Origin of the sequence: Paenibacillus sp. KS-LC4 (genome assembly GCF_036894955.1) — a bacterium.
GTDB lineage: Bacteria > Bacillota > Bacilli > Paenibacillales > Paenibacillaceae > Pristimantibacillus.
The window spans coordinates 5465849-5478482 of record NZ_CP145905.1 but is presented as its reverse complement, the minus strand read 5'-3'; the positions used below and the strand labels follow the sequence as shown (position 1 = coordinate 5478482).

Below are 12634 nucleotides of genomic sequence, written 5' to 3'. Positions count from 1 at the left end.
AGGGGTGCATGTGGATAAGCAAAACGGATTTATTACTCATTATTTGACTTCAGGACCGCGGCTGAGTGATTTTATATCGGACAAAACCGACAAAAACCAAATACGCTACGAGCAATATTTACGCTCGATTGTCGCAGACAGGAGTCTACCAGCGCCTGCCGCTGATGAAGTCATTCAAATTGGCGCTGAGAGCGAGCTTGGGCTGCCTTGGGAGTATCTTTACCCTTGCAGCGGCTTCGTCAATTTCAGCCAGTTTTCGTTTACGCCCCAAAAAGTAGAGCTGCTTGCCGCTACTGTGCTTGTGGCGGAAGAAGACCTGATCGCCATGGCGAACCTATGGACGTATACAGCGATAGAAGTATGGCTCAATGGGGAGAAGGTAAGCTCCGTTGCCGAGCCGGTGTATAAACCGATTAATAAGCAGAAAATGCAGCTGCCTTTGCGCAAAGGCAGCAATACGATGATCATCCGCATGCAAAATTTGGCGGTGCGGGATACGCGGAATATTTTCGGCATTCAATTATTGGAGCATTTGGACCAAATGACAGTGACGCTGCCGGATGCGGAGCAGGCCGACCCGTTTCTTGTGCTGGACCGCTTCCTGTCAGGCATTACGCTGAAGGGCAGCGAGCTTTGCTTCCCAGCGGAAGCGCCTTGCAGCATCTACTTAGCATATGGGGAAGCATTGAATGATAGCCTGATTGGCGCGGACATTAGCGGCAAGCGAAGCGTGAAGCTTGACGAGGGTGCACCGATGGCCATTGTATATGGTGAAATCGGATCAAGAAGGCTTATTCGCAAAATCGAGCTGCTGCAAAACAAAAAGCCGACTTACCGCAAAGGAGCAGGGGCGGCCGAGGTCAAAAGCGCCATGTTCGAGGAAATAGCCGCGATAGGCACGGAAAAGGCGTTTCAACCGCTGCGCTTTGGATTGTTTTACGTGCTGGCACGCTGGAACCTAGGGCAACAAGGCGTTAATGATGAGCAGCATATTTTGCACGCGCTTGGACAAATTGAGCGGCGGGAGGATTGCTCGGACTTTATCCTCGCGGGCTTGCTGCGCTTCATGCAGCAGCAAGAGCTTCCGGCCCATTTAACGGAACGAACAAAGCAGGCGATTTTAGACTACCGCTTCTGGATGACGGAGAACGGCTCAGATGGCATGTGCTTCTGGAGCGAAAACCATGCGCTGATGTTCTATATTTGCGCTTATATGGCGGGCCGCGAGTACCCGGAGCAGCTATTCGCAAGATCGGGCCGCACAGGCGTCCAGGCAAGCGAAGTGGCGCTTGGCAAAATCCGCGAGTGGCTGACAGATGTCGAGGAATATGGCTTTGAGGAGTTCCTAAGCGCCGACTATATGTGCGTGACGCTTGGCGCACTGCTAAATGTCGTCGATTACATGGAGGAAGAGGAGTCTGCCCGCGCAAGCCGATTGGTGGATGAGATGCTGAAATCCTTCGCATATCATACGTTCCACGGCTCAATCGTCGCGCCGCAGGCTCGTATTTACCGTTCCGTCATTTTGCCGTTTACTCAGTCGGCCCAATCTTTAATTCATCTGCTTAATCCTGATACACCAATGGGCAACAGTGAATGGATCGTGTTTCTAATGAACAGCAAATACGTGATGCCGCAGCATTTCACCAGCCTGATGAATGAGTCCTTGGAGCTGGAGTATCAGACCGGCAACGCATGGGTGAAGCTAAGTAAGCAGCCCGATTATATGCTGACCTCGGTTCAATCGCCGAGGTATGATGCGAACCCGTCCTTCTGGCAAAATATTAGCTTTGACGAGTCCGTTGATACCGAATCGGGCGATTATGTTAAATCGTTTAATGAGCGTTTTCACGGCACCTCGCGTTTCGAGCCGGGCGTGTACGGGTATCAGCAGCATATGTGGTATGCGGCGCTGGACAACGATACGGTGCTGTATACGAATCATCCAGGAGAGCTGGCTGACGATGGCGGCATGCGTCCAGGCTATTGGTATGGGAATGGCATTATGCCAGCGGTCAAGCAGCAGGGCAGCACATTGGGCGCGATTTATGAAATCGGGGAGGACCATCCGGTTGCGTTTACGCATCTCTTTTTCCCGGAGGCGAAGTTTGATGCGTTTGTCCAAGACGGACAGTGGCTGTTTGGGAAAAAAGGCAGCGGCTATGCCGCCATCTGGTGCAGCGAGCGCATGGTTCCCCACCATGACCGCTTGTTCCATTGTGAATACCGGGCATACAGCCGCCGGAATGCGTATTTCTGCAAGCTGGGCTCGGCGGAGGAATTCGGGAACTGGGAGCAGTTTAAAGCGGCATGCCGCAGCCTTGCGCCTGCCTTCAATTCTGAGGCGCTCAAGCTGACCGCAGCGGATGATTATGAGCTGAGCTTCGTCCGCAGCAGCAACAAAACGCAATATGTTTAGCCGCAATAAGTGTATACCACTCCGATAATAGTTGAGAGGAATGACGAATGATGAGCAGATTGAACAATTGGGAAAATGCCGAGCCAGGCGTAAAACGGAAGATTTTCACACCAGGCGATACGATTATGATGATGGAGGTGCATTTTGAGGAAGGAGCGGAAGGCTATTTGCACAGCCATGTGCATGAGCAGTTTTCCTACTGCCTGGAAGGGCAGCTGGAGTTTTCGATTAATGGGGAAAAGGCCGTCATTTCGGCGGGCGAGACGATCTTCATTCCTAGCAATGCCGAGCATGGCTGCCGCGCTTTGAAAGCAAGCAAGCTGCTTGATACCTTCACGCCGCTTCGGCAGGACTTAATCACTTAATAGCGTTTGTTGGAATTTAAATAAATAGCTGTGCTGAGCTGGTTTTACAGCGGTAAGGGCTGCGCCAATCAAAAGTCATAGGCTTTTGACTGGCGCAGCCTTATTTTTTGATCAAGCGACAACGTTTAATAGATGGATCAAAAAAACGCAGAGCGTTGTAGAAGGGGAGAGCAGAGATTGCTTTCATGCGCAGCCAGCTCAAAATCAGCTATTTTATGAACACGATAGAAAGAATCGAAAAATTAGGGATAGCAGATCCTTTTCTGCGTGACCGTTGCATAGATGAGCGGGTAGTGAGAGACGGGCATGTGATAACTGCAAAAGGACGTGCTTTTGTTGATTTTTCTTTTGAAATATTCGACTATCTAGGAATTTACCAAGACAAGGAACAGGAAAAGGAGCAATTATTTAACGACATTATGAATAGATGAACGAGTCAGGAACGTCTTATTCAATTATTGAATGGGTCGATTTTCTGATGATTAGTGGCATCAGCAAAAAAATCCCGATGTATCGTCAGCAGCAAAAGCAGGAGGCTTTTGCTTTTTTTGACGATGCACCGGGACGGTCTGTTCAATTCAAGGCTATAGCCTGAATTTATTAATTTGAATACGCAGCTTCTCTGCCATATTAGCAAGCTCTGCGGAGGATGAGGCAACCTCCTCCATCGAGGCCATTTGCTCCTCTGCCGCAGCGGAAACATTTTGTGATTCGGCCGCCGTTTCACTAGCCGAGTCGGAGATGAGGTGAATGGATTCTACCAATGTGTTCGTACCGGACACCATTTCGCTGGATGCTGCTGATACGCCTTGAATGCTCGCTGCTACCTCTTGAATAGAAGAGCGAATGCGAGCGAACAGCTCACGAGCTTCTTCACTTGTATGTCTACCCTCAGCCGCTTGGGAAACAGTCTGTTCAGAGGCTTGCAGCGTCCGCTCGATTTCGAGGCGGATACTTCCGATGAATCCGGAAATTTGCTCCGCTGACTCCATTGATTGGCCTGCAAGCTTGCGAATTTCATCCGCTACGACGGCAAAGCCGCGTCCCGCTTCTCCAGAACGTGAAGCCTCAATCGCTGCATTCAACGATAAAATATTCGTTTGGCGGGCGATTTGGCTGATGCTGACCACGACATCGCCGATTTTACCGGACAATCCGCTCAGTGCATGAATCGTTTGGGCAAGCTCGCCGATGCCGTGCTCCATCTCCGCCATTTTTCCATTAAGCTGATCCATGGAAGCCGCTCCATCATCGGAGAGGTTAGAGGCCTGGGAAGCGATGTCAGACGCATTTGTACTGTAAGAAGCAATACCATCAATTTGCACAGCGATGCTGTCGGCTGCTTGGCTTCCATCCTGTAAGCTGGACGTTTGACGCTCCGAGCTTTCGGCTACGACGAGAATCGCTTCGGAAATGCTTTGTGCGGCACGCGCGCCTTGATCCGCTCCCTCTGCAAGCTGCTTCGCAGAATCCGTCAGCTGCTCGGACAAGCCGTTAACCTCCTTCATCAACAGCTGCATTTGATCGCCAGCGGCATTAAAGGAATGCAGCGCCTTGCTAATATCGGTTTTGCCTTTGACCGGAATGCGATACGTTAAATCGCCTTGTGCCAAAACATCAATGCCATGTGTTAATTGGCGAATGGGATACACAATCCGCAGAGCAATCAGAATTGTTGTAATCAGGGCAAGGATGATAATGCCTGAACCAACCAAGAGAATCAGACTCAGCAAAGTATCGACAGGCTTTAAAATTTCATTTTCTTCCGCATACATCGTAATAACCCATCCAAGGCTAGTCACGCTCATAAATCCAATTTTTTCAACGCCATTTTCCGTATAATGAATCGGGGCGGTATTGCCTTGGGTCGCATTGGTGAGAGCTTGATCAAGTGGGGCGATGCCCAGATCGGACAGTTTTTTATTTAACACAAACGATTCATCCGTGTACGAAAGGAATGTTCCGTCCGCTAACGTCATATAAGCTTTTCCGGTTTCGCCGAATTGAGCCTTGCTGACGCTTTCTACCGCTTGGCTAATCGAATAGGAGGCTCCGTAAAAGCCATAGGCTTTGCCATCCTTGATGAGTGGAGCGCCGACAATAACAACCATTGTGCCCCTCGTTTTGGAAATAACCGGCTCAGAAATGAATGGTTTGCCTTCTTGAGCAAGCTTGATGTAAGGACGATCAGCTAGATCGACGTCCGTATTTGTAATGTTAACGGCGTTGGCGCCTATTAAGTCAAGCGAGAAAAAAATCGACTCAAACTCGGGATGCTGATCATGGGCTTGGACGAGAAAATCAAGCTGCTGCTGCCGATCCGCTTCCAACTTGGAGCCTTGCTCGGCGATGACCTGCATAATAGCCTGCTTTTCTACTAAATTGGCATCAATCTCTTTAGCTAGAAGACTGGAATAGAGCTCCATTTGTTTTTCTGCTTGGATTTGGACTTCTCTGGAGGTTGGAACATAGAACGTGTACGAGAGGACGGAGACACAAACGACGATAATCAGCAGTGTGGACAATACAATTCTACCTGCGGTCTGTCGAATTGAGCCAAGAATAAGCAAATTGCGAATAAATCGTGAATTCTTTAAGAGCATTACTATTCTCCTTTTGAAAAAGTTTATGTATTATTAATATCGGTTGCAGCCCGCGAAATTATGACCAGTATTTTCATTTTATTTTTAAAATCAATCAATATTTACTTTTTAACAATGTAATCGCTTGCAAAAGTGCCTGTCGAAAGTCTATTTAATTAAAATTTATAATGTGGGAATTATAATTTATTAAAGTTTAGCAAAAGTGAGATTAAATATATTGAACATACAGCGTGCAAATTGGAGCTTAATGCTTCCAGTTGTACTTGATTTGGATGGAACGATTGGTGTGACAACGGGAGTTTCCATTCAAAAGCAAAGGCAGCCCGCATTCAGGGGCTGCCTTTATTATAATGATGAACTTTATATCCTTACTTCTCAATAATCGCCTCGCGGCCGGAATAAATGTGCGATTCCTTATAAAACTCAGGATTTTTGCGGTGATAGTTTTGATGATATTCCTCTGCTGGATAGAAGACAGAGGCCTCCTCAATCGCCGTTACGACGGGCTTGTCAAAACGGCCGCTATTCGTGAGCGATTCTCTGGATTGCACAGCCAGCTCACGCTGCTCCTCTGTGTGATAGAGAATGGCAGCCCGATATTAAAGCGTACCGGGCTGCTTTTCCCATAGCGGACTAAAGCGGCAGCAAAAGAACAAAATCAAATTAATAAGCATCGCCACTAGAAAGACAACGCCTGGCGCGGTGAAAACGGAAATCCAGCCAGCCGCCGCGACGGCAAACGGCATGCCGAGCTTGAACAACGAGCCGGTAATGCCGCTAATTCTCCCGATTAAATGCTGAGGCGTCGTTTCCTGGCGGAAGGTCCAGATGCAGACGACGCTAATGGTCTCGAACCAGCCATTTAGAAAAAGCGACGAGCCCAGCATGATGGCAGACTGGGATAGGAACATCATCATATAGGTCAAGGCTAAGCCGAGAGTCGTTAGCGTGATTAATGTTCCGACCGTGAGCCTGCGGCGCAGCCAGCTAATAATGAAGCTGCCAAGGAGACCGCCAATCCCGGCCGCCGACCATACGAGCCCCAGCTCGAAATTGCTCAGCAGCAGGGCATCCTTGGCATAAAAAATGACCGTTGTATCAACCATGCCCGAGGCGCAATTAAGGAAAATGACCGTGAGCGAAATGAGCCACAATAAGCGGTTGCGGCGCAGCTCGCGCCAGCCCTCCAGCAGCTCCTTCCAAAAGCTTGCATGCCCTTGACCCCGCGGCTGTTCATTGGATTTAAGAAATAACAGCAGGATGAAAGCGAAGCCGAACGCTGCCGCCGTCACAAATAAGCTGTCATAAAGCCGCGGCAGCATGAGTATAAGCCCCGTCAGCGCCGGCCCAATAATGCCGATCAGCATCGTAATAAAATTAAGCGAGACGTTGGCGGAGGTGAGCAACTCGTTAGGGATCGCTTGCTTCACGATCGCTACCCTCGCATTGGAGAAGGCATAGCCGCAGGTCATGAGCAGAAATCCGCCTATGTACAGCACGTACAGCGAGGGCTCGCCATAAGCAAGTGCGGCATACAAGCCAAGCAGAATGAGCATTTGCAGCAAAATCGATGCAAGCGACCAGCGCTTTTTATGCACCCGATCCACGAATACGCCAATGAATACGGCCAGCAGTAAATTCGGCAGAAACTCGATGCCTCTCATCGTAGACATAGCGACGGCCGATTGGGTCAAATCGTATAAAATGAGCGGCAGCGCCAGCTCGTAGATTTTGTTGCCGAAGGCAATAATGCCGCTAGTGAAGAAGAGAATAAGGAAATTCCGATGACCCCATATCGTCTTATGTGATTGCTGCTCGGATAGGGGAAGTAAATTGGTTTGTATCATCATTCGCGGCTGCTCCTCTTGACCGTATTTATGGATCAAAGTATACTTTCGAAAAAGACGAAGGAAAAGCGAAAGGTTCTGATTTTGTTTTTCGCCTTTTACCAATTGCTGATTCGCAAAGGAGCCCGCATGGACGTCCACGACTATTACGGCCAATTAAGGAAGCATTATATTGCTGTGCCGAAGCGGCATCGAATTGCCGTATCGATGGAGGAATTGAGCGAGCTGCTGTCATGCACTCGCCGCAACACGCAAATGCTTTTGCACAAAATGACAGAGCTTGCGCTTGTAGAGTGGATTCCGGGGCGCGGGCGGGGAAATCTGTCGCAGCTGGCTTTTCTAAAATCCTATAGGGAGCTGGCGTTTGCCAAAGCGCAGGAGCTGGTTAAAAAGGAGAAAATCAATGAGGCGTGGAAGCTGATGGAGCAGCTTTCCGACCAAACGGCTAAAGCCGATTTCATGGCATGGCTCACCAGGCAGTTTGGCTTGCGGCAGGATACGGAGGAGAAGGACGTGCTGCGTTTTCCCTTTTATCGGCCTGTTCTGCGGCTTGATCCTGCCTATGTGTCGCGGCGCACGGAATCGCATTGGGTGGAGCAAATATTCAATACGCTGGTGAAATATTCAAAGGGGACGTTTCAGCCGCAGCTGGCCCACTATTGGGAGAGCGATTCGGAGCATAGGCAGTGGTCCTTTTTTCTGCGTAAGGGTGTACGCTTTCACCATGGGAAGCGAATGACAGCGCGTGATGTCGCTTTTACCTTTAGGAGACTGATGGCAAGCTCTCCTGCCAATTGGCTGATTTCCATGATAGATGCAATCGACATAACCGGGGCATACAGTCTCACGATTACGCTGAAGCAGCCGAATGTTTTGTTTATTCATGGCTTATGTACGGAGCGCTTCAGCATTGTGCCAGAGCATACGGGTGAGGTGGGAGGAGCCAATGATTTTGCCAGGCTGCCAATTGGAACAGGGCCCTTCCGCTTGACCCGCAATGATGAATCGATGCTGATTGCCGAGTCTAACGAGCTCTATTTCGAAGGCTGTCCCCATCTGGACCGCATTGAAATGTGGGTTTGGCCAAATTATGAATCAAGTGGGGAATGGTCCGTTGCTGTGCAGGATTCGCAGCTTGCTTATTTTGAAGCGCAGCTTAAGCAGCAAGCGAATGGGAAGCAGGAGCAGCTTGAGCTGGAGCAAGTAGAGCAGTTGGAGCAGGGAAGCACTTATTTAGCCTTCAATCTCGCGAAAAAAGGAGCGCTGCAGTCGCTACAGCTGCGCCAAGCGATCCATTACGGCTTGAATCGTCAGCAGATGATTGCCGATCTGGGCGGCATTCGCGAGCAGGCGTCAACGGGGTTTTTGGAAGAGGGGATAGCTACTGATTATGGCTCCAGCTATGATTTCACTTATGCTCTGCAGTTGGTTAGCGAATCGGATTACGCTGGCGAGACGCTTAAGCTGTATACGTATGAAATGCCCAGCAACGAGCAAAGTGTGGAGTGGATCCGGCAGGCCTGCGAGAAGATGGGTATTCGAATCGAAATTGGGGTGTTTCCAATCGAGGAGCTGGCAGCGAGTGAAGAGCATAGGAGGGAAGCCGATCTTATTTTGGGCGGAGAGGTGCTTGGCGAACAGCCGGATATGACGCTTATTGAGCTGTATAAGTCGGATACGAGCTTCGTAGCTAGCAGTCTCTGCTTGGAAGACCGCGCATTTGTCGACGAGCATATTTCATTATGCTTGCGGGAGCAGCAGCAGGAGGCTCGCTTGGACATTCTAATGCGTATTCAAGAGCGGCTCAAGCGGCAATTCAGCCTTTTATTTCTGCATCATAGCCGGCAGTTGGTCGGTCATCACCAGTCTTTGCAGGGAATTGCCTTGAATGCCTGGGGCAAAATTAACTATAAGGATGTATGGGTTCGGAGATCGAGATGAGAGCTGCAAGGGGCATGGGAGACAAATGCTTCCTTGCAGCTATTTTTTTAGCTAAGTTATTCTGGGGAGTTAGTGCTAACATCATAGCTGAAAGTAGGGCGCTGTTAGGTCGAATGTCTACTTTTTTTATTGGATTAGGTTAGTTGAGAGTTAGTATAATTTAGGATGAAATGTTAGTTTGAAAAATATGGAAATCGTAAACGCTTTATTGTATAGTAGCATTGAAGTATATTTCAGGTGAGGAGAGGAGGAAGGGAGTTCGCTCTTAGTAATAATAGTTAGCCTAATAAATGATGAAGAGGAGAATCGTGAAATGTTGAAAAAAACGGCTTTGTTAGGTGTTGTTATGACTTTGCTGCTTTCCCTGTCTCTGGTTCATATTCCTTCAGCTTCTGCTGCTACGGGCTTTTATGTAAGCGGTAACAATTTAAAGGACGCTAATGGAAACAACTTTGTTATGCGAGGAATTAATATGCCGCATGCCTGGTACGACACCCAGTCCTATAATGCGCTGACGACGGCTAGCTCCTATGGCGCCAACACGGTGCGCATCGTTTGGTCGACGAGTGGAACAGCGGCTCGCTTGCAGCAAATCATTGATCGCGCCAAAGCGCTGAAAATGGTATCCGTCGTGGAGCTGCATGATGTAACAGGCAGCGATAGCGCAGCCGCGCTCAATAATATGGCGAACTATTTTGCCCGGAATGATGTAAAGGCTGTTTTGCAAAATAATACGAAATATGCGCTAGTTAACATCGCCAATGAATGGGGCAGCGCCAGCCTCTCCGATACGGCTTGGAGAGACGCCTATAAAACTGCGATTACGACAATTCGCAATGCAGGAATTACGAATACAATCGTCATAGACGGCTCCGGCTGGGGGCAATACGTTTCCCCGATTAAAAATTACGGCGCTGCGCTGCTAAGCCACGATCCACAGCATAACCTTTTATTTTCCGTTCATATGTACGGGGCATGGAACAATTCGTCTACGATTGGAACAGAGCTGCAAAATGTGAAAAATCTCGGCCTTGCTATCATCGTTGGCGAGTTCGGCTATAACTATAATAACGGCAACAACAATCTCGGCACGACCGTTAATGCACAGGAAATTATGAATCAATGCCAAGCGAAGGGTATCGGATATTTGGCTTGGTCATGGACTGGCAACGACAGCGCGAACGCATGGCTGGATCTGGTGAGCAGCAGCAACTGGACGACACTCACCTCATGGGGCAATCTTGTTTTTAATGGCACGAATGGCATTGCGTCGACATCTGTAAGGGCCAGCGTATTTTAAAAACAGCCCTAAGACTGCTTACCATTAAGCGACGTGTCGGCAATGGTGGGATATAAATTAATGATTTTAACAAGCTGCTCCTGCATATACGCGGGCGGGTGCTTAAAGCCGGTTTCAATCCAGTGCCATACGAGGCCTAATACAGCACTCATACTATAGGTGGCCAGCAGCTCAATCACGTTAAAAACCTCGACGTGTTCGTAAGGCGCCCGGAACGCTTGCAGCAGTTTATCCAGCAGTCCACTCACAATTTCGTCGAGCAGCCCCTCTTTATTTTCATAGTTGGCATAAAAGGTCCCCCTGTTGTAGCCGGCATGCTCAACAATCTCGGTAATAGATATGGTTTGAAAGGGCTTATCCGCCATCAAGGCAAGGAGAGATTCCCGTAAGGCTCGTCTGCTTCGAACGATGCGGCGATCGATTTGGATGAGCTGTGGGAGCGGGTATTTGCGATTAATACAACAGGACCGATGCGTATGATCCGGAAGGTGCTGCCTCTTTTCACCGAGAAGAAGAGCGGGGTTATCGTCAATATTGCTTCTGCTGGAGGTCTGCAAGGCTCTAGAGCGGGCGCGGCTTATACAGCTGCTAAGCATGCAGTCGTCGGCTTGACGAAAAATGTCGGGTTTCAATATGCAGAGTTCGGCATTCGTTGCAATGCTATCGCGCCTGGCGGGGTGAATACGAACATTGGGTCATCAATAACGGAGCCTAACCCTTTTGGGGCATCGCGTGCGATGGCAGGCATGGGCCTCAACCCGCGTACGGGTGAGCCGGAGGAAATCGCCACCTCGCTTCTGATGACGCAAGCTTCGTTAACGGTACAGTCGTTACCGCAGATGCGGGCTGGTTGGCTTACTAATATAGGTCAAGCACAAATCTAATAGACCAAAACAATAAAATCCCTCTTGCGATTTCCTGCTCCTCACACACAGCTATGGAGGAGGCCTGAATCAATCAAGAGGGATTTTTATGCTGCAAGCATGATGAGTTAATCGGGGCTAGAGTTCCCAAATGCATTCGCCAGCCAACTAACCATTATAAAATCGACTTTTGAAGTCTCTGTATTAAAGCTAAAGTAGATGACGTAGGTCTTCTTTTCGTTTAAAGCTTGTGATCTACTGAAGGCGGGGGGCAACGGCGTATAGCTGCCATCCTCTGCTTCTTCATAAAAATAAAAGGCGCTACCCGAATTTAAATATCCGGCTGTCCCGTATTGCTGTAAAACATCCGTTATCGTACTTTTTTCCAAAACAATGCCTTTATAAGTTGAGAAGAGCTTGCTCGCCTCCAAATGGTCTTTATCGCTAGCTATATCCCATGAGTCCACTTGGCCTGCTTTATTATAATGAACCGTGAAAGTGGAATATTGGTTGCGTTTAAACATACCGGCCTGCTGTGATTCACCAAATCGAGAGTCAATGGCCTGTTTACTTTCCCAAAGCTTTACACCCATAGCTGGATTATTTCCAATTAGATCAAAATCTGCTCTTACAACAGGTTGTGTACTGAATAAAGGCAGAGCCTTGGGAGCAGTTGCGGGATCCGGCAGCTTGCTGAGGTCGGAAAGTGCTTTCGGCCGTTCTTTAATGTCAAGCATACCCGCAACGGTTAATTGTCTTATCCATTGAATCGCTTCTGCGCGTGTTAAAGCAGCATCAGATTGAAAAGTCGATAGTGCAGCATCAGGGCTGCTTCCCATTCCATTCCCGAGCAAGTATATAATATTATTATGACCCTCGTAGTGGACTCCTCTGGCTGCTGCGATAATGGCTGCTGCTTGACCTTGCGTTATAGGTACTGACCTCAGGGCAGGCTTAGAGTAACCGACAATGGGGTGATTCCAGCTTTTCGCAAGCTGGTAGGCTGTGCTAATTGGATTATTGTCTAGCCGGACATCAAAAGCTCGATACAAGACGACTAAAAACTCTGCCTCGCTTATTAACCTGTCGGGCTGGAAGCTTCCGTCGGAATACCCCTCCATTATTTTTACATGGCTCGCCCATTGAAGCAGCATATCAGCCCAATGACCATTTGGTTTATACGAATCGGCGTAAGCCGTTATTCCTCCAGTCATAGTCGATATAAGCAACAGACAAATGAATGTACGACGAATGATAGGCATTTTCCCTAGCCCTCCTCTTGGTTAGATACCGCTC

The 12634-nt window shown here is 48.8% G+C and carries 9 protein-coding genes and 2 pseudogenes; 6 read left to right on the top strand and 5 right to left on the bottom strand.

Going from position 1 to position 12634, the window contains the following annotated elements; all coding sequences use genetic code 11:
* The first annotated feature begins 10 nt into the window (after window positions 1–10).
* The 3 genes from V5J77_RS23120 to V5J77_RS23110 all read left to right on the top strand — a co-directional run bounded on the left by V5J77_RS23120 (window position 11) and on the right by V5J77_RS23110 (window position 3215).
* On the top strand, window positions 11–2419 hold the full coding sequence (locus V5J77_RS23120; RefSeq protein WP_338553186.1) for a hypothetical protein: 2409 nt from the start codon (window positions 11–13) through the stop codon (window positions 2417–2419).
* A 50-nt stretch (window positions 2420–2469) separates the two neighbouring features.
* Window positions 2470–2784, top strand: a complete 315-nt coding sequence (locus V5J77_RS23115) for a cupin domain-containing protein (RefSeq protein WP_338557015.1) — start codon at window positions 2470–2472, stop codon at window positions 2782–2784.
* 185 nt (window positions 2785–2969) lie between these two features.
* Window positions 2970–3215 (top strand): hypothetical protein, encoded by a 246-nt coding sequence (locus V5J77_RS23110; RefSeq protein ID WP_338553185.1) that lies wholly within the window; start codon window positions 2970–2972, stop codon window positions 3213–3215.
* 153 nt (window positions 3216–3368) lie between these two features.
* Here the strand turns inward: V5J77_RS23110 and V5J77_RS23105 are convergent, their stop codons facing one another.
* The 3 genes and pseudogenes from V5J77_RS23105 to V5J77_RS23095 all read right to left on the bottom strand — a co-directional run bounded on the left by V5J77_RS23105 (window position 3369) and on the right by V5J77_RS23095 (window position 7237).
* Window positions 3369–5387: a methyl-accepting chemotaxis protein gene (locus tag V5J77_RS23105; protein WP_338553184.1), complete on the bottom strand. Its 2019-nt coding sequence runs from the start codon at window positions 5385–5387 to the stop codon at window positions 3369–3371.
* A 368-nt stretch (window positions 5388–5755) separates the two neighbouring features.
* A pseudogene (locus V5J77_RS23100) lies at window positions 5756–5986 on the bottom strand (peptide-methionine (S)-S-oxide reductase); the annotation flags it as partial.
* Window positions 5987–7237: an MFS transporter gene (locus tag V5J77_RS23095; protein WP_338553183.1), complete on the bottom strand. Its 1251-nt coding sequence runs from the start codon at window positions 7235–7237 to the stop codon at window positions 5987–5989.
* Here V5J77_RS23095 and V5J77_RS23090 point away from each other — a divergent pair.
* A complete protein-coding gene (locus V5J77_RS23090) occupies window positions 7226–9175 on the top strand; it encodes an ABC transporter substrate-binding protein (RefSeq protein WP_338553182.1) in 1950 nt (649 codons plus the stop codon). The two genes, V5J77_RS23095 and V5J77_RS23090, sit on opposite strands and share 12 nt — an antisense overlap.
* A 313-nt stretch (window positions 9176–9488) precedes the next feature.
* Complete coding sequence (locus V5J77_RS23085) at window positions 9489–10475, top strand: cellulase family glycosylhydrolase (protein ID WP_338553181.1); 987 nt, start codon at window positions 9489–9491, stop codon at window positions 10473–10475.
* Window positions 10476–10483: 8 nt separating this feature from the next.
* Here the strand turns inward: V5J77_RS23085 and V5J77_RS23080 are convergent, their stop codons facing one another.
* Entirely contained in the window at window positions 10484–10840 is a 357-nt protein-coding gene (locus tag V5J77_RS23080) for a TetR/AcrR family transcriptional regulator (protein WP_338557013.1), read from the bottom strand.
* A 60-nt stretch (window positions 10841–10900) separates the two neighbouring features.
* On the opposite strand from V5J77_RS23080, the pseudogene V5J77_RS23075 reads away from it, so the two are divergent.
* Window positions 10901–11337 (top strand): annotated as a pseudogene (locus V5J77_RS23075) (SDR family oxidoreductase); the annotation flags it as partial.
* A gap of 129 nt (window positions 11338–11466) precedes the next feature.
* On the opposite strand, the gene V5J77_RS23070 reads toward V5J77_RS23075, so the two are convergent.
* Entirely contained in the window at window positions 11467–12600 is a 1134-nt protein-coding gene (locus V5J77_RS23070; RefSeq protein ID WP_338553180.1) for an S-layer homology domain-containing protein, read from the bottom strand.
* Window positions 12601–12634: the final 34 nt, after the last annotated feature.

Bases quoted from the DNA above. Each gene is read 5' to 3' on its own strand.
- V5J77_RS23115 (WP_338557015.1), top strand. From the start codon at position 2,470: ATGAGCAGATTGAACAATTGGGAAAATGCCGAGCCAGGCGTAAAACGG.
- V5J77_RS23085 (WP_338553181.1), top strand. From the start codon at position 9,489: ATGTTGAAAAAAACGGCTTTGTTAGGTGTTGTTATGACTTTGCTGCTT.
- V5J77_RS23080 (WP_338557013.1), bottom strand. From the start codon at position 10,840: ATGGCGGATAAGCCCTTTCAAACCATATCTATTACCGAGATTGTTGAG.
- V5J77_RS23110 (WP_338553185.1), top strand. From the start codon at position 2,970: ATGCGCAGCCAGCTCAAAATCAGCTATTTTATGAACACGATAGAAAGA.
- V5J77_RS23070 (WP_338553180.1), bottom strand. From the start codon at position 12,600: ATGCCTATCATTCGTCGTACATTCATTTGTCTGTTGCTTATATCGACT.
- V5J77_RS23105 (WP_338553184.1), bottom strand. From the start codon at position 5,387: ATGCTCTTAAAGAATTCACGATTTATTCGCAATTTGCTTATTCTTGGC.
- V5J77_RS23095 (WP_338553183.1), bottom strand. From the start codon at position 7,237: ATGATGATACAAACCAATTTACTTCCCCTATCCGAGCAGCAATCACAT.